The 20,600-nt window shown below is 50.0% G+C and carries 21 protein-coding genes; 8 read left to right on the top strand and 13 right to left on the bottom strand.

The annotated features are described in order from the left end of the window. Window positions 1-24: 24 nt before the first annotated feature. Entirely contained in the window at window positions 25-498 is a 474-nt protein-coding gene (gene trmL / locus DBY68_RS13425; protein ID WP_108476510.1) for a tRNA (uridine(34)/cytosine(34)/5-carboxymethylaminomethyluridine(34)-2'-O)-methyltransferase TrmL, read from the top strand. Window position 499: 1 nt separating this feature from the next. Here the strand turns inward: trmL and cysE are convergent, their stop codons facing one another. From cysE to DBY68_RS13400, 5 genes are all read right to left on the bottom strand, one after another. After that, complete coding sequence (cysE, locus tag DBY68_RS13420; protein ID WP_015962494.1) at window positions 500-1,321, bottom strand: serine O-acetyltransferase; 822 nt, start codon at window positions 1,319-1,321, stop codon at window positions 500-502. Between the two features lie 79 nt (window positions 1,322-1,400). After that, entirely contained in the window at window positions 1,401-2,420 is a 1,020-nt protein-coding gene (gpsA, locus tag DBY68_RS13415) for an NAD(P)H-dependent glycerol-3-phosphate dehydrogenase (protein ID WP_108476511.1), read from the bottom strand. Continuing rightward, a complete protein-coding gene (gene secB / locus DBY68_RS13410) occupies window positions 2,420-2,887 on the bottom strand; it encodes a protein-export chaperone SecB (protein WP_041686358.1) in 468 nt (155 codons plus the stop codon). Before secB ends, gpsA begins: the two co-directional genes overlap by 1 nt. A gap of 87 nt (window positions 2,888-2,974) precedes the next feature. Further along, window positions 2,975-3,223 (bottom strand): glutaredoxin 3, encoded by a 249-nt coding sequence (gene grxC, locus DBY68_RS13405; protein WP_108476512.1) that lies wholly within the window; start codon window positions 3,221-3,223, stop codon window positions 2,975-2,977. Window positions 3,224-3,234: 11 nt separating this feature from the next. Continuing rightward, a complete protein-coding gene (locus tag DBY68_RS13400) occupies window positions 3,235-3,666 on the bottom strand; it encodes a rhodanese-like domain-containing protein (RefSeq protein WP_108476513.1) in 432 nt (143 codons plus the stop codon). Window positions 3,667-3,916: 250 nt separating this feature from the next. On the opposite strand from DBY68_RS13400, the gene gpmM reads away from it, so the two are divergent. Genes gpmM through DBY68_RS13385 form a run of 3 tightly spaced genes read left to right on the top strand, consistent with a single transcriptional unit; the run spans window position 3,917 to window position 7,680 of the window. Further along, window positions 3,917-5,464 carry a 2,3-bisphosphoglycerate-independent phosphoglycerate mutase gene (gpmM, locus tag DBY68_RS13395; protein ID WP_108476514.1) on the top strand — a complete coding sequence of 516 codons (1,548 nt, stop codon included), beginning with the start codon at window positions 3,917-3,919 and terminating at the stop codon, window positions 5,462-5,464. Window positions 5,465-5,473: 9 nt separating this feature from the next. Beyond that, window positions 5,474-6,745 carry a murein hydrolase activator EnvC gene (gene envC / locus DBY68_RS13390; protein ID WP_108476515.1) on the top strand — a complete coding sequence of 424 codons (1,272 nt, stop codon included), beginning with the start codon at window positions 5,474-5,476 and terminating at the stop codon, window positions 6,743-6,745. A gap of 2 nt (window positions 6,746-6,747) precedes the next feature. Next, window positions 6,748-7,680 (top strand): divergent polysaccharide deacetylase family protein, encoded by a 933-nt coding sequence (locus DBY68_RS13385; RefSeq protein WP_108476516.1) that lies wholly within the window; start codon window positions 6,748-6,750, stop codon window positions 7,678-7,680. A gap of 72 nt (window positions 7,681-7,752) precedes the next feature. Here DBY68_RS13385 and DBY68_RS13380 read toward each other — a convergent pair whose 3' ends face one another. The 3 genes from DBY68_RS13380 to kbl all read right to left on the bottom strand — a co-directional run bounded on the left by DBY68_RS13380 (window position 7,753) and on the right by kbl (window position 11,300). Beyond that, the gene (locus DBY68_RS13380) at window positions 7,753-8,784 is read right to left on the bottom strand and encodes a glycosyltransferase (RefSeq protein WP_146745459.1); all 1,032 of its coding nucleotides are present in this window, start codon (window positions 8,782-8,784) and stop codon (window positions 7,753-7,755) included. Between the two features lie 284 nt (window positions 8,785-9,068). Beyond that, complete coding sequence (gene tdh / locus DBY68_RS13375; RefSeq protein ID WP_108476518.1) at window positions 9,069-10,094, bottom strand: L-threonine 3-dehydrogenase; 1,026 nt, start codon at window positions 10,092-10,094, stop codon at window positions 9,069-9,071. Between the two features lie 9 nt (window positions 10,095-10,103). Then, window positions 10,104-11,300: a glycine C-acetyltransferase gene (kbl, locus tag DBY68_RS13370; protein ID WP_108476519.1), complete on the bottom strand. Its 1,197-nt coding sequence runs from the start codon at window positions 11,298-11,300 to the stop codon at window positions 10,104-10,106. A 216-nt stretch (window positions 11,301-11,516) separates the two neighbouring features. Between kbl and rfaD the strand changes: the two genes are divergently transcribed. The 4 genes from rfaD to rfaL are packed head-to-tail and all read left to right on the top strand — an operon-like array spanning window position 11,517 to window position 15,703. Beyond that, the gene (gene rfaD, locus DBY68_RS13365) at window positions 11,517-12,449 is read left to right on the top strand and encodes an ADP-glyceromanno-heptose 6-epimerase (RefSeq protein WP_108476520.1); all 933 of its coding nucleotides are present in this window, start codon (window positions 11,517-11,519) and stop codon (window positions 12,447-12,449) included. A 2-nt stretch (window positions 12,450-12,451) separates the two neighbouring features. Continuing rightward, entirely contained in the window at window positions 12,452-13,498 is a 1,047-nt protein-coding gene (gene rfaF, locus DBY68_RS13360) for an ADP-heptose--LPS heptosyltransferase RfaF (RefSeq protein ID WP_108476521.1), read from the top strand. A gap of 3 nt (window positions 13,499-13,501) precedes the next feature. After that, window positions 13,502-14,458, top strand: a complete 957-nt coding sequence (rfaC, locus tag DBY68_RS13355; protein WP_108476522.1) for a lipopolysaccharide heptosyltransferase RfaC — start codon at window positions 13,502-13,504, stop codon at window positions 14,456-14,458. 27 nt (window positions 14,459-14,485) lie between these two features. Next, window positions 14,486-15,703: an O-antigen ligase RfaL gene (gene rfaL, locus DBY68_RS13350; RefSeq protein WP_108476523.1), complete on the top strand. Its 1,218-nt coding sequence runs from the start codon at window positions 14,486-14,488 to the stop codon at window positions 15,701-15,703. A gap of 54 nt (window positions 15,704-15,757) precedes the next feature. Here rfaL and DBY68_RS13345 read toward each other — a convergent pair whose 3' ends face one another. From DBY68_RS13345 to DBY68_RS13325, 5 genes are all read right to left on the bottom strand, one after another. After that, complete coding sequence (locus tag DBY68_RS13345) at window positions 15,758-16,900, bottom strand: lipopolysaccharide N-acetylglucosaminyltransferase (protein WP_108476524.1); 1,143 nt, start codon at window positions 16,898-16,900, stop codon at window positions 15,758-15,760. Window positions 16,901-16,959: 59 nt separating this feature from the next. Further along, window positions 16,960-17,769, bottom strand: coding sequence for a 3-deoxy-D-manno-oct-2-ulosonate III transferase WaaZ (gene waaZ, locus DBY68_RS13340; protein ID WP_108476525.1), 810 nt, complete (start codon window positions 17,767-17,769; stop codon window positions 16,960-16,962). 100 nt (window positions 17,770-17,869) lie between these two features. After that, window positions 17,870-18,823: a lipopolysaccharide biosynthesis protein gene (locus tag DBY68_RS13335; protein WP_108476526.1), complete on the bottom strand. Its 954-nt coding sequence runs from the start codon at window positions 18,821-18,823 to the stop codon at window positions 17,870-17,872. A gap of 21 nt (window positions 18,824-18,844) precedes the next feature. After that, window positions 18,845-19,543: a lipopolysaccharide core heptose(II) kinase RfaY gene (gene rfaY, locus DBY68_RS13330; protein WP_108476527.1), complete on the bottom strand. Its 699-nt coding sequence runs from the start codon at window positions 19,541-19,543 to the stop codon at window positions 18,845-18,847. Between the two features lie 25 nt (window positions 19,544-19,568). Beyond that, a complete protein-coding gene (locus DBY68_RS13325) occupies window positions 19,569-20,591 on the bottom strand; it encodes a glycosyltransferase (protein WP_108476528.1) in 1,023 nt (340 codons plus the stop codon). Window positions 20,592-20,600: the final 9 nt, after the last annotated feature.

Genomic DNA, 20,600 nt, shown 5'->3' with positions numbered 1-20,600 from the left:
GCCCACCGCATTTAAGGGGGCAGCATGCTTAACATCGTTTTATTCGAACCAGAAATCCCGCCAAATACTGGCAATATCATCCGCCTTTGCGCCAACACGGGCTTTCGTCTGCACATCATCGAACCGATGGGGTTTACCTGGGACGATAAGCGTCTGCGCCGCGCGGGACTGGATTATCACGAATTTACTGCCGTCACGCGTTATCAAAACTACGACGCGTTTTTTGAGGCAGAGAAACCCCAGCGACTGTTTGCTCTGACTACCAAAGGCACGCCCGCGCACAGTGCGGTGAGCTACCAGGATGGCGACTATCTGATGTTTGGCCCGGAAACGCGCGGCCTGCCAGCGTCTATTCTGGATGCCCTGCCGCCGGAACAAAAAATTCGTATTCCGATGATGCCGGACAGCCGCAGCATGAACCTGTCAAATGCGGTGTCGGTGGTGGTGTATGAAGCGTGGCGCCAGCTGGGATATCCGGGCGCCATTTTACGAAGTTAAATTAAATCCCGTCGCCATACTCAAACGTATGGTGAATGCCGTTGAAGTGTTGATCCATATCCATCGACGGCTTATCGCTGTCTGGCTTGCCGACAATACGTGCCGGTACGCCAGCAGCGGTCGTGTGCGGCGGCACGGGTTGCAGAACCACAGAGCCTGCGCCAATTTTCGCGCCGCGTCCGACTTCAATATTACCGAGGATTTTCGCGCCCGCGCCAATCATCACGCCTTCGCGGATTTTCGGGTGACGATCGCCGCTGGTTTTACCGGTACCCCCCAGGGTGACCGATTGCAGAATCGAGACGTCGTTCTCAATCACCGCCGTTTCACCCACCACGATGCCGGTGGCGTGGTCGAGCATGATGCCACGGCCAATTTTCGCGGCCGGGTGGATGTCAACCTGGAACGTCACAGAGACCTGATTTTGCAGGAAGATTGCCAGCGCACGTCGCCCCTGCAACCACAGCCAGTGGCCGATACGGTAAGCCTGCAATGCGTGAAAGCCTTTCAGGTAAAGCAGCGGCGTAGAGTATTTATCTACCGCCGGGTCACGCGTGCGCACCGCCTGAATGTCACAGGCTGCAGACGCGATCATTTCCGGGTCAGCCGCGTAGGCTTCTTCCACCACTTCGCGAATGGCGATGGCAGGCATAATCGGTGATGCCAGCTTGTTAGCTAACATGTAGCTAAGAGCGCTGCCGAGATTTTCATGCTTGAGTAGCGTCGCGTGATAAAAGCTGGCCAGCATCGGCTCACAATCGGCCAGTGCCCGGGCTTCGGCTTTAATGTTGTTCCAGACAATCTCCAGTTCTTCACACGACATTGCTTACTCCAGACGATAATGAATGACCGGCCAGTTCTGTGCCAGCCGGGTCATTTGAGGTGACAAAGGTTTCCTGTATTTACTTGCCGCTGCGTTCGTCCTTGCGAGCACGACCCAATAACGTCAATGCTGCCTCGCGCGCGCTTTTTCCGCAATACAATACCTGATAAATTTCCTCGGTTATTGGCATTTCGACACCCACACGGTGGGCCAATTCGCGAACTTCCTTAGTATTACGGTAACCTTCGACCACCTGGCCGATTTTATCCTGCGCATCCTGAACGTCTGCACCTTGCCCCAGCGCCATGCCGAAACGACGGTTACGCGACTGGTTGTCGGTACAGGTCAGCACCAGATCGCCTAACCCGGCCATTCCCATAAAGGTGACCGGATCAGCGCCCAGCGCCGCGCCCAGACGTGACATTTCCGTCAGGCCACGTGTGATCAGCGCCGTACGGGCATTCGCGCCAAAACCGATGCCGTCCGAGATCCCCGCGCCAATAGCGATGACGTTTTTCACCGCCCCGCCCAGCTGCACACCGATAAAATCAGGGTTGCTGTAAACGCGGAAACTTTTGCCACAGTGCAGCAGTTGCTGCAGGTCGTCGGCAAATACCGGGTCGGTTGATGCCAAAGAAATTGCAGTCGGCAAGCCTGCTGCCAGTTCTTTCGCAAACGTTGGGCCGGAGATCACCGCCAGCGGAATATCATCGCCAAGGGCTTCTCGCGCCACGTCCTGCAACAGACGCCCCGTTTCCGCTTCCAGCCCTTTCGTCGCCCACACCACGCGCGCATCACTGCGCATCAGCGGTTTCATCTGACGCAGTACCTGCCCGAATACATGGCTTGGCACAACGACCAGAATATTGCGGCTGGCGGCCAGCGCCGTCGCGAGATCGCTTTCGAGATGCAGAGAATCCGGGAAGGGAACATCGGGAAGAAACGCCACGTTGCAGCGGTCACGCTGTAACGTCGCGATATGTTCGGGGTCGTGGCCCCAGAGTATGACCTGGTGGCCGTTTCTTGCCAGCGTGATGGCAAGAGCGGTGCCGTACGAACCGGCACCGATCACAGTCATTGAAGCATTAAGTGCGTTCATCAGGCATCCTGATGTTGTTCTGCACCTTCACCGGACTGCTGCTGCAAGTAGTTCATGAACAGCGCATCAAAGTTAACCGGCGCAAGGTTCAGTTGCGGGAAAGTCCCACGGGAAACCAGACTGGTGATGCATTCACGCGCATACGGGAACAGGATATTCGGGCAGTAAGCACCCAGGCAGTGCGCCATCTGAGTACCTTCGATACCTTCGATGGAGAAAATACCACCCTGCTGAACTTCACACAGGAAGCCCGTTTCTTCGCCCAGCGTCGCCGTTACGGTGACACGCAGCACCACTTCAAACACGCCTTCCGCCAGTTGGTTGGAAGCCGTATCAAGATCAAGTTTAACCTCTGGTTGCCAATCTTTCTGGAAAACGTGCGGTGCATTTGGCGCTTCGAAAGATACGTCCTTGGTGTAGATACGCTGGATCTGGAAATTCATTTCGGTGTTGTTTTGCTCAGACATGTGTAAAAACCCTTTCGTGTTGTCCTTAAAATACGCGTTATTCTTCAAGCCGATACGTGTCGGCATGACGCTCACGCAAATGCGTTATCACAGCAGGGGATCAAGTCCACCACGTGCATCAAGCGCATACAAGTCATCACAGCCGCCAATGTGCTGTGCATCAATAAAAATCTGCGGAACCGTCGTGCGGCCACTGCGCTTAATCATCTCTTCGCGTTTTTCCGCGTCGCCATCGATCGGCAGTTCATGGAAAGTAACGCCTTTGCTGCTCAGCAATGCTTTCGCGCGATGGCAAAACGGGCAGGTCGCTTTGGTATAGATTTCGATAGTAGCCATGACAATTCTCCTTACTTACCGCGAACTAAAGGAAGATTTTCGCCGCTCCAGCCTGCAATACCTTCTTTCAGCACATAAACCTGTTCAAAACCCGCTTTAATCAGCGCGTTTGCGGATTCCTGTGCCTGCATGCCAGAACCGTCGGTGACGATCACCGGCTTATTCTTGTGCTTGTCTAGCTCACCCACGTTGTTGGCTTTCACTTCCGCCGGCAGCAGGTTGATGGAGCCTGCGATGTGGCCTTTACGGAAATCATCGCGCTGACGCAGGTCGACAACCACCGCGTCTTCTTTGTTGATAAGACGCGTAGCTTCACCACGGGTAATCACTTTAACTTTAGACGCCAGGCCTTTAAACGTGGTGAACAATACAGCCACCAGTAAGGCGATCCATGCGATGCTCAGCACAGGGTGACGGCTAACAAATTGCATAATTTCTTGCATGGGGGGTAACGACTCCCGACTTAATGATTAAAAAACCAGGGAAGGAGTATACCTGTGCAGTGGAGCAAATACAGCCAGGCCGCGCGATGTAATCTATTTTCTGCGGCGTACTCCGGAAAAAATGCCACAAAAGCGCCCTTTCATTGCTTAATCCTTCCCCTTTTTTTGATCTTCAGTGGCTGTTTGATCGATTCAGCTGTAGTAAAATTACGCAAAATTTTTTATCTCCTTCGAGCATGAGGTTGTCGCAATGTCGGTTTCTAAAAAACCTATGGTACTGGTAATCCTTGATGGCTACGGTTATCGCGAAGAACACCAGGATAACGCTATCTTCAGCGCAAAAACCCCTGTCATGGACGCCCTGTGGGCCAAACGTCCACACACTCTGATCGACGCATCCGGTCTGGAAGTTGGCCTGCCTGATCGTCAGATGGGCAACTCCGAAGTGGGTCACGTGAACCTGGGCGCGGGCCGTATCGTGTATCAGGATCTGACCCGTCTCGACGTGGAAATTAAAGATCGCGCATTCTTCGCGAACCCGGTGCTGTGCGGCGCGGTTGATAAAGCCGCGAAAGCAGGCAAAGCCGTGCACATTATGGGTCTGCTCTCTGCGGGCGGTGTTCATAGCCACGAAGATCACATTATGGCGATGGTTGAACTGGCTGCCGAACGCGGTGCGGAAAAAATCTATCTGCACGCATTCCTCGATGGCCGCGACACGCCGCCACGCAGCGCTGAAGGCTCGCTGAAAAAATTCGAAGACAAATTTGCCGCCCTGGGTAAAGGCCGCGTAGCGTCTATCATTGGCCGTTACTACGCTATGGATCGCGACAACCGTTGGGATCGCGTTGAACAAGCCTACAACCTGATGACCCTGGCCAAAGGCGAGTTCCAGTTTGACACAGCGGTAGAAGGCCTGCAGGCGGCCTACGCACGTGACGAAAACGATGAGTTCGTGAAAGCGACCGTTATCCGCGCAGCAGGCCAGGCCGATGCTGCAATGGAAGACGGCGATGCGCTGATTTTCATGAACTTCCGTGCTGACCGCGCGCGTGAAATCACCCGCGCATTCGTAAACGCTGATTTCGACGGTTTCAAACGTCAGAAAGAAGTGAAACTGGGCGACTTCATCCAGTTGACCGAATACGCGGCCGACATCAAAGCACCGTGCGCTTACCCGCCGGCGTCTCTGGCAAATACCTTCGGCGAGTGGATGGCGAAAAACGACAAAACTCAGTTGCGTATCTCCGAAACCGAGAAATACGCACACGTCACCTTCTTCTTTAACGGCGGTGTAGAAGAACCGTTCAAAGGTGAAGACCGCATTCTGATCAACTCCCCGAAAGTCGCAACCTACGATCTGCAACCGGAAATGAGCTCCGAAGAGCTGACCGAAAAACTGGTCGCGGCAATCAAGAGCGGTAAATACGACACCATCATCTGTAACTACCCGAACGGCGACATGGTCGGCCACACCGGCGTGATGGATGCGGCAATTAAAGCCGTTGAAGCGCTGGATAATTGTGTCGATCAAGTTGCGAAAGCGGTTGAATCCGTTGGCGGCCAGTTGCTGATCACCGCAGACCACGGAAACGCTGAACAGATGCGTGACCCGGCGACTGGGCAGGCGCATACAGCCCATACCAACCTGCCGGTTCCGCTGATCTACGTTGGCGAGAAAAATCTGAAAGCAGTCGACGGCGGCAAGCTTTCCGATATCGCACCAACTATGTTGGCGCTGATGGGCATGGAAATCCCGCAAGAGATGACTGGTAAGCCGCTGTTCATCGTGGAATAATCCCTCCCCATGAGGGGAAAGGCGATATTTGTACTTAAAGGGGCCGCGGTTACGCTGCGGTCCACCTTATACGCCAGCGCACTCAGCGCTGGCGTATTGCTGTGCGCGTCATCTGCCCACGCCGACGATCGCTCGCAGCTGCAATCAATTCAGGCCGATATTGCCGCTAAAGAGCGCGCAGTACGCCAGCAACAACAGCAACGTTCCTCTCTGCTCGCCCAGTTGAAAGCGCAGGATCAGGCCATCGCCGCCGCCGCGCGTCAGCTTCGCGAAACGCAAGCCACGCTGACGCAGCTCAATAAGCAAATCGACGAAATGAACGCCTCGATTGCCAAACTGGAAGCGCAGCGCGCCACGCAGGAGCGCAACCTTGCCGCTCAGCTCGACGCCGCGTTCCGTCAGGGTGAACATACCGGTATTCAACTTATTCTCAGCGGCGAAGAGAGCCAGCGCGGTCAGCGCTTACAGGCTTACTTTGGCTACCTCAATCAGGCGCGCCAGGAGACCATCGTCGAGCTGAAACAGACGCGCGAGCAGGTTACTGCGCAGAAAGCCGAGCTGGAAGAGAAACAAAGCCAGCAACAAACGTTGCTGTATGAACAAAAAGCGCAGCAGGCGAAACTTGAGCAGGCGCGCAGCGAGCGTCAGAAAACCATCGCCGGGCTGGAATCCTCTATCCAGAAAGGTCAGCAGCAGTTAAATGAACTGCGTGCTAACGAGTCTCGTTTACGTAACAGCATCGCCCGCGCCGCGGCGGCGGCCAAAGCGCGCGCCGAACGTGAAGCCCGTGAAGCCGATGCGGTTCGCAACCGTCAGAAAGAAGCCACCAGCAAAGGCAAAACGTACAAACCAACTGAAAGCGAACGCTCGCTGATGTCGCGCACGGGTGGCCTTGGCGCACCACGTGGCCAGGCATTCTGGCCGGTTCGCGGCACCACGCTGCACCGTTACGGCGAACAGTTGCAGGGTGAGCTGCGCTGGAAAGGGATGGTTATCAGTGCCTCTGAAGGCACTGAAGTGAAAGCCATCGCCGATGGCCGTGTGATCCTCGCTGACTGGTTGCAGGGCTACGGTTTGGTCGTGGTGGTGGAACACGGGAAAGGCGATATGAGTCTTTACGGCTATAATCAGAGTGCGCTGGTCAGCGTAGGTACGCAGGTTCGCGCCGGACAGCCGATTGCGCTGGTTGGTAACAGCGGAGGTCAGGGTCGACCGTCGCTCTATTTCGAAATTCGCCGCCAGGGTCAGGCGGTCAATCCACTACCGTGGTTGGGAAGATAAGTTTGCTTCAATTTCGCAGGATCCTTCTTCTTGGCGCCCTCACCTTAGCGGCGCCTGTCTTTGCGGGGAAGCTGGCGATTGTCATTGATGATTTTGGCTATCGTCCGCATAACGAAAACCAGGTGCTGGCAATGCCGTCAGCCGTCTCCGTCGCCGTTCTCCCTAATGCGCCGCATGCCCATGAAATGGCGACTAAAGCGCATAATAGCGGGCATGAAGTGCTCATCCATCTGCCAATGGCGCCGCTTAGCAAGCAGCCGCTGGAAAGAGACACCCTGCGCCCGGAAATGAGCAGTGATGAAATCGAGCGCATTATTCGCGAAGCGGTAAACAAAGTGCCGTATGCCGTGGGCTTGAACAACCACATGGGCAGCGCGATGACCTCCAGCCTGTTCGGTATGCAGAAAGTGATGCAGGCGCTGAGCCGCTATAACCTCTATTTCCTCGATAGCATGACGATTGGCAACAGCCAGGCGATGCGCGCCGCCAGCGGCACGGGCGTGAAGGTGATTAAACGCAAAGTGTTCCTCGACGATACGCAGAACGAAGCCGATATCCGCCGTCAGTTTAACCGGGCGGTTGAGCTGGCACGCCGTAATGGTTCGGCGATTGCGATTGGGCATCCACACCCGACCACAGTTCGCGTGTTACAGCAGATGCTGCCCACGTTGCCGTCCGATATCACCCTGGTACGCCCGAGCAGCCTGCTGAATGAACCGCAGGTGGATACCTCGACGCCAAACGCGACGCCACCGAAAGGCACAACACCAGACGCACCGCGTAATCCGTTCCGCGGCGTGAAGCTGTGTAAAACGAAGAAAGCGCCAGAGCCGGTTTACGCCACCCAGTTCTTCACCGTAATGGCGGACAGCATCAGCAACAGCACCGTGATGCAGTACCTGCGCTTACAGTGGCAGGGTTGGGATAAGCCGTAACCCATTGACAGGCAAATTCGCATTATCGCCCGGTGGCGCTTCGCTTACCGGGCCTACTGATCTGGCCGAACATTAACGCAGGCTAAGCGCCTTACGAGCCAGCCTGCGGCTCGCCAGCCCGCGATCCTGCCAGCTGTATAACCGCACCGACCACAGCAGCACCTGATACGCCATCTTCGGGCTACGAACATTCGCCACCATCCGTTTATACATCCCGGACGCAAATATCTCGGCAATCATCATTTTACGCGTAATCACATCCCGCTCTTTATGCACCGCATGACAAACACGTAATGCTTCATAGGTTATTTGCTGGTAAAACTCAGGATACATCTTAATTTTATCTGCATAATCCCGATTTAATTTATCCAGCAGGCGGGTGATTTTAATGTAATGACGTTGATAAGAAAGGTTTTTACGGCCGATACGTTTTTTACGGCTCACCGAAACATCATGCAGAAAATATTTATAGAGCGATTCATCGGTATATCGCGCGCGCGTGGCGTTATACATAAATTCCGTCGACCAGAGAATATCCTGGTGATGTAATCCCGGTACAAATTTCAGGTTACATTGCTTAATTAATTCATGACGATAAACGCCCATCCAGACCACGTGCGTCCAGCGGCGGCTGGCTAACGCCATACGCAGCCACTCCGGGCCGCTCATTACACCGGTTGAGCGGATACGCTCCTGCGGAATGGATTGCCAGGTTTTGTCCGTCTCACGTTCGCACCAGTCAGCATTACACTGGGCGACGTCGAGATTATCCTGCAACGCCATGGTCATCAGCGTTTCATACATTTGCGGATAGGTAATATCATCGGCATCCACAAACGCGATGTACTCACCGTGTGCCAGCTCCAGACCGCGATTTCGGGCAACAGATGCCCCGGCGTTGGCCTGGTGCACCAAACGAACCTGCGGGTAATTCTCGGCATAATACGTTGCGATATCGACAGAATTATCCGTAGAGCCGTCATTCACAATGATAATTTCCAGCGCCGTCCAGGTTTGCGCCAGCAGAGATTCCATACAGGCTTTAAATGCATCGCCTGCGTTATAAAGAGGGATAATGACACTGAGTGTCCCTGGGCTATTCATCTTTTTCATTACCTGATCACCTTAACGTGTAGGTTACGTTTTATCCTTCACACCTTAAGAATGAATTAAGGGCGAAAGATATTTCGGCGTCATTCCTTCGATCCGGCGAAGTTTATTTTTATAAACAGAAGGTAGCGTGCAGCAGAGAGATTTGTAATGAAATAAGACTAACGCCCGAATACGAAACATTTATGACAATGACAAAGCTTTACATATATCAGGCGATTTTAAGATTAGCTTCAGGAAATACGCCTCATGCCTGAAGAGACATGAGGCGATGAGCCTTAATCCCAGCTCAGAACGACTTTACCAGACTGGCCCGAACGCATCGCGTCGAAGCCTTTCTGGAAATCATCAATGCCGAAGTGGTGGGTGATAATCGGCGTTAAATCGAGACCAGACTGAATCAGCGCCGCCATCTTGTACCAGGTTTCAAACATTTCGCGGCCATAAATCCCTTTGATAAACAGCCCTTTGAAGATGACCTTAGTCCAGTCGATCGACATATCAGATGGCGGAATACCCAGCATCGCAATACGCCCGCCGTGGTTCATGGTGTCGAGCATGGTGCGGAAGGCCGCTGGCGCGCCGGACATCTCCAGACCGACATCAAACCCTTCGGTCATACCCAGTTCAGCCATCACGTCAGTCAGGTTCTCTTTCGCGACGTTTACCGCACGGGTGACGCCCATTTTACGCGCCAGGTCGAGACGGTATTCATTCACATCAGTGATAACGACATTGCGCGCGCCCACGTGTTTGGCGACCGCCGCTGCCATCACGCCAATCGGGCCTGCGCCGGACACCAGTACATCTTCACCGACCAGGTCGAATGAGAGCGCCGTGTGTACCGCGTTGCCGAACGGGTCAAAAATAGAGGCTAAATCATCGGAGATATTATCCGGGATTTTGAAGGCGTTGAACGCCGGGATCACCAGATATTCTGCAAAACAGCCTGGGCGATTCACGCCCACGCCAATGGTGTTGCGGCACAGGTGCGTGCGCCCGCCACGGCAGTTACGACAGTGACCGCAGGTGATATGGCCTTCACCGGAGACGCGATCGCCGATTTTAAAGCCTTTCACTTCCTGGCCGATGCCAACGACTTCGCCGACATACTCATGACCGACCACCATCGGAACCGGAATGGTTTTCTGCGACCATTCATCCCAGTTATAGATGTGCACATCCGTACCGCAAATCGCCGTTTTACGGATTTTAATCAGCAGATCGTTATGGCCCACGTCCGGTTTCGGCACGTCGGTCATCCAGATCCCCTCTTCCGCTTTCAGTTTCGACAACGCTTTCATCTGGCTTCCTCAGGCAATCACGCCCAGTTGTTTACCAATGCGGATAAAGGCTTCCACCGCACGTTCGATTTGTTCAGGGGAGTGTGCCGCCGACATCTGGGTGCGAATACGCGCCTGACCCTTTGGCACCACCGGATAGAAGAAACCGGTCACGTAGATCCCCTCTTTTTGCAGCAAGCGCGCAAACTCCTGCGCCACCACCGCATCGCCCAACATCACCGGGATAATCGCGTGATCGGCACCCGCCAGGGTGAAACCTGCGGCACTCATTTTTTCGCGGAACAGGCGGGCGTTAGCCCACAGGCGATCGCGCAGTTCAGCGCCGCTGGCGACCATTTCCAGCACTTTGATAGACGCAGAGACAATCGCCGGAGCCAGCGAGTTGGAGAACAGATACGGGCGGGAGCGCTGGCGCAGCCACTCAACCACTTCTTTACGCGCCGCGGTGTAACCGCCGGATGCGCCGCCGAGCGCTTTGCCGAGCGTGCCGGTGATGATGTCCACGCGGCCCATTACGTCGCAATATTCGTGGGAACCACGACCGTTTTCACCGACAAAACCGACGGCGTGGGAGTCATCGACCATCACCAGCGCGTCGTACTTGTCTGCCAGATCGCAGACACCTTTCAGGTTAGCAATCACGCCGTCCATTGAGAATACGCCGTCGGTGGCGATCAGCACGTGGCGCGCCCCGGCGTCACGCGCCTCTTTCAGACGTGCTTCCAGTTCCTGCATGTCATTGTTGGCGTAGCGGAAGCGCTTCGCTTTACACAGGCGCACACCGTCAATAATGGATGCATGGTTCAGGGCGTCGGAGATAATCGCATCTTCCGGGCCGAGCAGCGTTTCAAACAGGCCGCCATTGGCATCAAAGCAGGAGGAATAGAGAATCGTGTCTTCCATACCGAGGAATTCCGCCAGTTTCTGCTCCAGCACTTTGTGGTTATCCTGGGTGCCGCAGATAAAGCGCACGGACGCCATACCAAAACCGTGGCTGTCGAGGCCTGCTTTCGCGGCGGTAATCAGCGCCGGATGGTTCGCCAGCCCAAGGTAGTTATTGGCGCAGAAGTTGATCACGTGGCTGCCATCACCCACAGTGATATCTGCCTGCTGCGCAGACGTGATAATACGTTCTTCTTTAAACAACCCTTCCGCGCGGGCGGTATCCAGGTCACCGGCTAACTGTTTGTAAAAATCACCACGCATTGCAACTCTCCAGATTCGGCAAATGTCGGCACATATTACCTAAAGCTATACGTATGTACGAGATGACACAGCACCAGTTACATTTTTTGCAGCATAAATCACGCGTCACACGGGGCTTTGATGGCGAAAGGCTGAAGGCGGGTCGATGTGATGTTATGATAAGAGTCATTAGCGCCCTGGATTGTCCAGGGTACTCACATTTCAAAGGTTACAGTTATGATCATCGTTACCGGCGGCGCTGGCTTTATCGGCAGCAACATCGTTAAAGCGCTCAATGACAAAGGCATCACCGACATTCTGGTGGTAGATAACCTGAAAGACGGCACCAAGTTCGTAAACCTGGTCGACCTGAACATCGCCGACTACATGGATAAAGAAGATTTTCTGATCCAGATTATGGCGGGTGAAGAGTTCGGTGAAATCGAAGCGATCTTCCACGAAGGTGCCTGCTCCTCCACCACTGAGTGGGACGGCAAGTACATGATGGATAACAACTATCAGTACTCCAAAGAGCTGCTGCACTACTGCCTGGAGCGCGAAATTCCGTTCCTGTACGCCTCTTCCGCAGCCACCTACGGCGGCCGCACCAGCGACTTCATCGAATCCCGCGAATATGAGAAACCGCTGAACGTTTACGGCTACTCGAAGTTCCTGTTCGACGAATATGTCCGTCAAATCCTGCCAGAAGCGAACTCGCCGATTGTCGGGTTCCGTTACTTCAACGTCTACGGCCCGCGTGAAGGCCACAAAGGCAGCATGGCGAGCGTAGCCTTCCACCTCAATACCCAACTGAACAACGGCGAAAGCCCGAAACTGTTCGAAGGCAGCGATGGCTTCAAACGCGATTTCGTTTATGTGGGCGATGTGGCAGATGTGAACCTGTGGTTCTGGGAAAACGGTGTATCCGGCATCTTCAACCTGGGTACCGGTCGCGCGGAATCCTTCCAGGCCGTAGCGGATGCTGCGCTGGCATATCACAAAAAAGGCACGCTGGAATACATTCCGTTCCCGGAAAAACTAAAAGGCCGCTATCAGGCATTTACTCAGGCTGACCTGACAAACCTGCGCGCTGCTGGCTACGACAAGCCATTCAAAACCGTCGCCGAAGGTGTGGCGGAATATATGGCCTGGTTAAACCGCGACGCTTAACAATGAATATTTTGGTGATTGGCCCGTCTTGGGTAGGCGACATGATGATGTCGCAAAGTCTCTATCGCACGCTCAAGGCGCGCTATCCCCAGGCTATCATTGACGTGATGGCACCCGCGTGGTGCCGTCCGCTTTTAGCACGAATGCCGGAAGTCAACGACGCGATCCCAATGCCGCTCGGCCACGGGGCGTTGGCGCTGGGCGAACGTCGCAGACTGGGTCACAGCCTGCGTGAGCGCCGCTATGACCGTGCGTACGTGCTGCCTAATTCGTTTAAATCGGCACTGGTTCCCTTCTTTGCCGGTATTCCACTGCGGACAGGCTGGCGTGGCGAAATGCGTTACGGCCTGCTCAATGACGCCCGCGTGCTGGATAAAGACGCCTGGCCGCTGATGGTCGAGCGTTATGTGGCGCTGGCCTTTGATAAAGGCGTGATGCGCTGCGCGAAAGATTTGCCGCAGCCGCTGCTGTGGCCGCAGTTGCATGTTGCCGAAGGCGAGAAATCGCAAATGTGCAACACGTTCAACCTCTCCTCTGAACGCCCGATAATTGGCTTCTGCCCTGGCGCGGAGTTCGGCCCGGCAAAGCGCTGGCCGCACTATCATTACGCTGAACTGGCGAAGCAACTGATTGACGAAGGCTATCAAATCACACTGTTTGGCTCTGCGAAAGATCATGAAGCTGGCAATGAAATTCTCGCCGCGCTGAGTACCGAACAGCAGGCATGGTGCCGCAACCTGGCCGGAGAAACGCAACTGGAACAGGCGGTCGTCCTGATTGCCGCCTGCAAAGCGATAGTCACTAACGACTCCGGTCTAATGCACGTCGCCGCGGCCCTGGATCGCCCGCTGGTCGCCCTTTACGGCCCCAGCAGCCCGGACTTCACCCCGCCGCTGTCGAACAAAGCACGCGTCATCCGCCTGATTACCGGCTACCACAAAGTGCGCAAAGGCGATGCCGCGGAAGGCTACCATCAAAGCCTGATAGACATCACGCCTGCCCGCGTGCTGGAAGAGCTAAACGCCCTGCTGCTGGACGAGGAAGCCTGACGGATGCGGGTATTGATCGTTAAAACATCTTCCATGGGTGATGTATTACATACGTTACCTGCGTTAACTGACGCTATGCAGGCATTTCCGGGCATTCGTTTTGACTGGGTGGTTGAAGAGGGGTTCGCACAGATCCCTTCGTGGCACGAAGCCGTTGAGCGCGTTATCCCGGTGGCGATTCGTCGTTGGCGCAAAGCGTGGTTCTCTGCACCGATTAAAGCCGAGCGTAAGGCTTTTCGCGAGACGCTTCAGGCCGTGAAATACGATGCCGTGATAGATGCGCAGGGGCTGGTGAAAAGTGCAGCCCTCGTCACGCGTCTGGCCCATGGCATTAAGCACGGCATGGACTGGCAAACGGCCCGCGAACCGCTGGCAAGCCTGTTCTACAACCGTCGCCATCACATCGCCAAACAGCAACACGCCGTTGAACGCACGCGCGAACTGTTTGCAAAAAGTCTGGGTTATGCAAAACCTCAGACACAGGGCGACTATGCGATTGCACGTCACTTCCTGACGCAAACCGCTGCGGAGCCTTACGTCGTATTCCTTCATGCCACCACGCGTGATGACAAACACTGGCCGGAAACGCACTGGCGAGCGTTAATTGGCTTGCTGAAAGAGAGTGGGCTAAAGGTGAAATTGCCGTGGGGCGCGCCGCACGAAGAAGCACGCGCGAAGCGATTAGCGGAAGGATTTGATTATGTGGAGGTTCTGCCGCGCCTGAGCCTGGAAGCCATCGCACATGTGCTGGCTGGCGCAAACTATGTTGTCTCGGTGGACACGGGGCTTAGCCATCTTACGGCGGCGCTGGATCGACCGAATATTACGTTGTATGGCCCAACGGATCCTGGGTTAATTGGTGGTTATGGGAAGAACCAGGTAGCGTGCTGCTCTGTCACACATGACCTTGCCCAATTAGAGGCAGAAACTGTGTACGAAAAGCTTACGAATAGTATTTGATTTTATATAAATTATCATGGGGTTAAGATGTTAGCAGCATCGTCGATGTTTCAGAATAAAGAGAAGTGGAAGCCACACTGGAACAGAATTCTGGTCTTTCTCTTTATCGCGACCTATTTTTTAAATGGTGTGACACGATATAAACATATCATTGAAATTTTGATGATACTAACCGTTATCTATCAATTCACCAGAGCGCCAAAGTCTTACCTTCCTTTATATAAAAACACGATTTTTTATGCGATTGCGTTGCTATCCGTTGTTCTCGTTTATTCAATATTCATATCACCGGATATGCGTATCAGCTTTAAAGAATTCAATAATACCGTGCTAAAGGGGTTCCTGGCCTATACACTTTTACTGCCCATACTATTAAAGGATGAAAATAAAGAGAACATTCAAAAATTAATCTTGTTTTCTTTCCTTGCCAGCCTTTGCCTGCGATCAATCGGTGAAATAATTATATACATTGATAATTATACTCATGGAATTATGCCATTTGAGAGTTATGCTAACAGGCACGTGTCAGACTCACTGGTTTTCCTGTTCCCGGCATTATTAAGCCTGTGGCTGTTAAAAGGACCTAAGTACAAGGCGGCATTCTTCTCACTCAGCGTTGTATTTTTATTTCTTTTACTGGGGTCATTGTCTCGCGGCGCCTGGGTTGCTGTGTTTATTGTCGGAATACTTTGGGCCGTATTAAATCGCCAGTGGAAGTTACTGGCGGCAGGGACGATCATATTGGCCATTGCGGCTACTTTTGTCGTCACACAGAAAAATCACAGCTCTAATAGAGAAAGTCTGATCTTTAAGCTTCAGCAAACCGATAGTTCCGCACGCTACAATAACGGTACCCAGGGCACCGCCTGGATTCTGATTACCGAGAATCCTGTCAAAGGCTACGGTTATGGCGATGATATCTACCATGAGGTTTACAATAAAAGGGTAAAAGATTTCCCAAGTTGGACATTTAAGAAATCCATTGGCCCGCATAATCTTGTGCTGTATATTTGGTTTGGTGCCGGTCTGATTGGGTTACTTGCGCTGTTATCACTTTACTGGGTGATCGCCAAAGAGAGCGTGAAAAATGCGTTTAAGCGAGGCGATACGCCCGCCTATGATGCACATTTGCTGATTCTTCTTTCTTTTATTGGGTTCTATATCATTCGCGGCACCTTCGAACAGGTGGAAATATCACATTTGGGTATTTACGCCGGCTTGCTGCTTGCCATGAAAAATAAATAAAAAAAACCGTGGCACTTTTGGTGCCACGGCTTTTAGTTCTTCGAAGCATTTTTCTTATTTAAACCATTCCCTAATACTTCGCTCGAAGCATTCCGTTACGTGCTCCCAGCTGTAATGAGAGAACACATACGCTTTCGCATTAGAAGATATTTGTTTACTGTTCTCATCCATCAGAACATGACGTATATCTGCAGCAATACTTTCTATGGTAATGGGTTCGGAGAGATGATAGCCCGTTAACCCCGGTTTAACGAACTCACTAATTCCCCCTTTCTTACTCGCCAGGACAGGCTTCTCTGCCGCCATGGCTTCAGCAGCTACCATGCAGAATGCCTCCTCAACTTGAGAAGGAACAATCACAAGATCAGCTAAGGCATAATAATCATGCATTTTTTCAGGGGGCTGGCCTCCAACCAGAATACAGTTGTCTCCAACTTCTTTTGCGGCTTCTAACACTTTCTTCTGATACTCCGCTTTTTCTCCACGGCGGCTGGCAAAAGGATCGCCGACAACTACGAGTTTCAAATCATGTTGTTCAGCAACCAGTATCTTAAAAGCCTGCAACAGCATTAAGATACCTTTATCGGGGGAAACACGGCCAGCGTAGAGGAGCACTCGGTCATTTTTATTAATGTGGAGTTGCTGGCGGAGAGTGCAGGCGCTTTGTAGAGAATAGGTCTCAGCACAAAATCCATTCGGCACAACCTTAATATCAATCCCTGGAATACGTTCCTGATAATAGGTTTTCAGGAACTGGCTTGGAACCAGCATTTTTGTATTTTTATCAATTCCCTTAGGCTCGAACGCATTATGCATGTGAAGCACCAGATTTGCCCGTGGACGTTTATCGCGAATCTGTCGATAGAGCTTCATGCTGTTATGAATGACAATAACGCTCTCTTCATCATTTGCATAACTGTCTCTGATATTAAGAATCCTTTTAGAATACGGTACCGGATCCAGACGTGTCCACTTCTGGAAAATTCGTTTATATAGTTTACTGAAACCAATATAATGGATATTACAATTATCGTTTACTTTGTAAAAGTCTGGATAGTCTGGATTTTTAATACATGCTATCGCATTGGAGATGGATAATCTTTTTGCAACCTGATAAATCCAGGTCTCAACGGCTGCTGCGCCACGAGGTGGGATAGAAAATATGGGTGTCACTGTAAACACTATTTTCTTAATCATGATGAAACCAGCCCCAATTTAACTTTATAAAGTTGACAATATGAAAAAACTCTGCTGAATTAACTTATCTTGTCATAGACAATTTCACCATCCAGTTCCGATGGTTCGATAAAAGGTATGATACTGTAGTGAATAGCCGTATCATCAGAAAAATTGTAGATATTTATATCTTTCACCCTGTCTCTCATAAACTGGAAAAAAGGAAGTATTTTATAGAGATCGCGGCTAAGCTCAGACGGCATTGGATTATTTGATTCATCATAGAATCGCTGACAGTTACCCGTTAAATCTAATCCGGAACAAATAATTCTTTTATACCTCAAAGAATAAGCAATTTGTATTGCTGCGTAGGCAATGGTATGGCATGAACAATAACCAACGCTGATATCCTTACAGAATCCAACAAGGCGGCCTTTTTTAGATAAAGGTATAGAAATCAGTAAATCTTTATGGAGCCGCTTAAGAATATTAAACTTGATTTTTTTAATTAACCCTCCCTTCTCTCTACGGTAAAAAGAGCGAATCATCAAACAATGCTCACGAATATATTGTCGATCTTCTTCAGATGCAGATTCATACACATCAATGTTAACAATTGTATGCTGGCTATTTTGACTAAATTCGTAAAAATCGTCGTGACGTTGATGTAAGAAACGGACATCTGTTAGCAAATAAATGTAAGGTTTTACATTGTTATCGAGAAGGTAACGAGCTGAGCCGTTAACCGCAATAACATCCCTTGACTGCAAAACGGATACTGGCGTCTTTTTTGATGTTGGCCCGGACAGAAAAATGATGACATCATCCGATGTTTTGCGTTTGATCAGGCTCTGAACATCAGCATGTGTAATATATTTAATGTGTTTCATAAAAAACCTGTAGAGATAGGCTACTTTTCGCCGGCAAATGCAGCAAACTTTAAACTACGATGAACTCCACAAAAACGTATATAGCATATACAGTTTAAATTTATCCTTTCCTATCGTTGATTTTTTTATTAGCATCATCAATAAGCTTTTCAATCATATAATCGGGGCTATACTGATAGAGAATATCTTCATGCAGAGGTTGCAATTCTGATTCCAAAAAGTTGCTAAAACGATCCCATGAGTCATGACCAATAATAAAAATGCGATCACTTGAATAAATATCACTCTTTAAGAGAGATATATTGTTTGTTATAAGTTTCTTATTAAAATAAATTGCTTCAATTACACGGAGAGTCCATCCAGTCTGAGCATCCTGAGTGATATCTACAATGCAATCTGTTTCACGCGCATTTACCAGGTTTTGTTCATACGTAATATTTTCATCACAATATAGTTGAGATACCACTTGAGATGTATTATCTCGGACGACCTGGAAATTAAGATTACAGCCATATTTACGTAATTGTTCTGCTAACGCGTTAACTACAGCAAAGCGACCTTTATCCTTTCCAATAAAGTAACAACGGCGATGACGAATAGGATTCCAAGAATTTATCCCCACGTCTCGATCATTAAAACCAATCGGAAAAAACTGTGGAATATAAGAGATATTATTCTGTTGACAAATTATTTCTTCGAATCCATAAATTTTCTCAAAACGCGTCTTCATCTCTTTAATGAAATCGGCACTGACTGGATTTCTGAGTAACAGTATTCGTTGGCAATTGATGGCTTCTATAATTTCTGGATTAAGCCTTTTAAGCACATGACTGTCATTATAAATAATGACATCTTCTGGGGTCAGTTTCGGAAAATATCGGCTAATAAATAAATTTGCTAAAATCTTTTTGACGAACTTAAGTCTTTTAAACTTTCGACTTAGCCAATTTAATGATGCCGGCGTGGTAACCCTGGTAACTGGATAATCATTAGCCAAATAGTCGATCATTTTGATCTCATAGCTGGCTGTCCAGTTAATAAAGTAAATATTCATTAACTAAATTCACTCCAGGATTCAGCGAACTTTTTTGCCCTTAAGTCGTCTGATAAAGTTCCGAAATTTCCTTTTAAAAATCAGACGATAATAACCCGCATCTTTAACCTCATTAATGATACCATAATGACGTTCAAGATCGATGCGGTCCTTAGCCATACGCATCGCAGACGGTGATTTACCAGACAAGTCGATAATCCTGACTACGCCATTTTCAATGATAAAGTTGCCTTTATGCGGATCGCCAGAAACCATGCCGTGCTGATGTAAACCGGAAATTGACGCCTTAATTTTTTGTTTGAGTTCATCGTCTATTTCAGGAATATCAACCAGTTCAACACCTTCAATATACTCAATCAGCATGATGTAGTAATGTGCAAAACGTAACGTTTTCTTCTCCGCTAACAGATAGAAATCGTTAACTGAATCCAGGCCTTCTTTTCTGACGCGCTCGGTTTGCTCGAACAGTTTCTCGTAGTAGTCGCCCTTCACCATTGCTTTGAGGAAACGTTCATTCTGCTTAACTTTTGGTGCAAAAATTTTTAAGATCATTTTCCCGTACTGGGTATCGATCAATAAAACTTTAGTGTCCTCAATATTACGGAATACTTTTATAATTTTGATATTGTAGGATAAAAAATCGTTAAACACATCGATGTATTTTTCACCATCTGACTTCGTGAAAACGACATAATCGTTAATGTGATGTTTAATACTCATAATAAACCAAAAGTTAATAAATTATTCAGCGAATGGAATGTTTTCTCAGCAAATAGGACACACCAGCAACAAACCCGGAGTAATATTTGTGTTGAACGAGCAGATGTTTGTAGCGCTTTTTCAATTCAACGATAGTCTGCGCATCGCGAGGAGGTTGGTCTTTCCAGGGCGATACAGCCAGTGCCTGCAAGTAATAACGAACAGAGGGATAAACAGCCCACTTATGCCACGGTTTGGTGACACCGGTATAATGGATGAGTACCGTTTCATCAAATATAGTTTCTTTATACTTTTGATGTGTTCGGTCTTTTAACTCGCTTTTTATTGTATAAATAGTGTTAAATTTTCGCGGGAGGAATTTTATTTTACCTTTAAGTAAAATATTTAATACATCCTGATCAGGGTATTTATAGACAATATCATTGTGATTATCATGCGTCAGCATTGCCAGAATTCGGTGGGTTAAATCATTTTTCACCCACTCCTTCAGGTTGGCATAAACTACGCCAGAGTTGAAATAGTTTCCCTGAAGCTCAGGGTCTTTCAATCTATCGATCACTTTCTTCTGCATTGAATCAACATCTTTCACAACCGCAGCGATCTTTCCATTAAGATCGCAGGTTGCTAACTCATCCAGACGTCCTTTACAGAACACATCGGCGTCCAGATAAAGCAGCTTATCCAGTTTATTACTAAAGAGTTCGAATGCAAATAGTCGAAAGTACATGGCCCGAGACCAGACTTTAGTACGTGGCAGGCAGTCCAGTCGTTCTGCATTAATCAAGTATAGACTTATTTTAAGCTTATACTTTTTAGCTAACGCTTCAATATTGGCGAGGAAAGAGGAATTATATTCATCAGCAACAATATGATAATTGATATCAATACTGTTATTGATGACCACAGACGTAATAGAAATCCCCACCCAGTCAAGGTAGTTTCTGTCTACGCCATACGCGATATTTAACGCATCATTATCATCATGAGTATTTGTTCTATCATCAAAAACCTTATACTCAGATATTTCAATTACAGGAAGTGAGTTCACAGCATCACC

It is taken from the genome of Pseudocitrobacter sp. RIT415 (genome assembly GCF_003057695.2).
In the GTDB taxonomy this organism is placed as follows: Bacteria; Pseudomonadota; Gammaproteobacteria; order Enterobacterales; family Enterobacteriaceae; genus Pseudocitrobacter; species Pseudocitrobacter faecalis.
The sequence above is the reverse complement of the archived record's forward strand: the minus strand, read 5'-3'. Positions and strand labels throughout refer to the sequence as shown.

Bases quoted from the DNA above. Each gene is read 5' to 3' on its own strand.
- secB (WP_041686358.1), bottom strand. From the start codon at position 2,887: ATGTCTGAGCAAAACAACACCGAAATGAATTTCCAGATCCAGCGTATC.
- gpmM (WP_108476514.1), top strand. From the start codon at position 3,917: ATGTCGGTTTCTAAAAAACCTATGGTACTGGTAATCCTTGATGGCTAC.
- DBY68_RS13335 (WP_108476526.1), bottom strand. From the start codon at position 18,823: ATGAATATTTACTTTATTAACTGGACAGCCAGCTATGAGATCAAAATG.
- DBY68_RS13345 (WP_108476524.1), bottom strand. From the start codon at position 16,900: ATGATTAAGAAAATAGTGTTTACAGTGACACCCATATTTTCTATCCCA.
- waaZ (WP_108476525.1), bottom strand. From the start codon at position 17,769: ATGAAACACATTAAATATATTACACATGCTGATGTTCAGAGCCTGATC.
- DBY68_RS13400 (WP_108476513.1), bottom strand. From the start codon at position 3,666: ATGCAAGAAATTATGCAATTTGTTAGCCGTCACCCTGTGCTGAGCATC.
- rfaD (WP_108476520.1), top strand. From the start codon at position 11,517: ATGATCATCGTTACCGGCGGCGCTGGCTTTATCGGCAGCAACATCGTT.
- gpsA (WP_108476511.1), bottom strand. From the start codon at position 2,420: ATGAACGCACTTAATGCTTCAATGACTGTGATCGGTGCCGGTTCGTAC.
- DBY68_RS13380 (WP_146745459.1), bottom strand. From the start codon at position 8,784: ATGAATAGCCCAGGGACACTCAGTGTCATTATCCCTCTTTATAACGCA.
- rfaC (WP_108476522.1), top strand. From the start codon at position 13,502: ATGCGGGTATTGATCGTTAAAACATCTTCCATGGGTGATGTATTACAT.
- grxC (WP_108476512.1), bottom strand. From the start codon at position 3,223: ATGGCTACTATCGAAATCTATACCAAAGCGACCTGCCCGTTTTGCCAT.
- tdh (WP_108476518.1), bottom strand. From the start codon at position 10,094: ATGAAAGCGTTGTCGAAACTGAAAGCGGAAGAGGGGATCTGGATGACC.
- kbl (WP_108476519.1), bottom strand. From the start codon at position 11,300: ATGCGTGGTGATTTTTACAAACAGTTAGCCGGTGACCTGGATACCGCC.
- envC (WP_108476515.1), top strand. From the start codon at position 5,474: ATGAGGGGAAAGGCGATATTTGTACTTAAAGGGGCCGCGGTTACGCTG.
- trmL (WP_108476510.1), top strand. From the start codon at position 25: ATGCTTAACATCGTTTTATTCGAACCAGAAATCCCGCCAAATACTGGC.
- rfaF (WP_108476521.1), top strand. From the start codon at position 12,452: ATGAATATTTTGGTGATTGGCCCGTCTTGGGTAGGCGACATGATGATG.
- rfaL (WP_108476523.1), top strand. From the start codon at position 14,486: ATGTTAGCAGCATCGTCGATGTTTCAGAATAAAGAGAAGTGGAAGCCA.
- cysE (WP_015962494.1), bottom strand. From the start codon at position 1,321: ATGTCGTGTGAAGAACTGGAGATTGTCTGGAACAACATTAAAGCCGAA.
- rfaY (WP_108476527.1), bottom strand. From the start codon at position 19,543: ATGAGTATTAAACATCACATTAACGATTATGTCGTTTTCACGAAGTCA.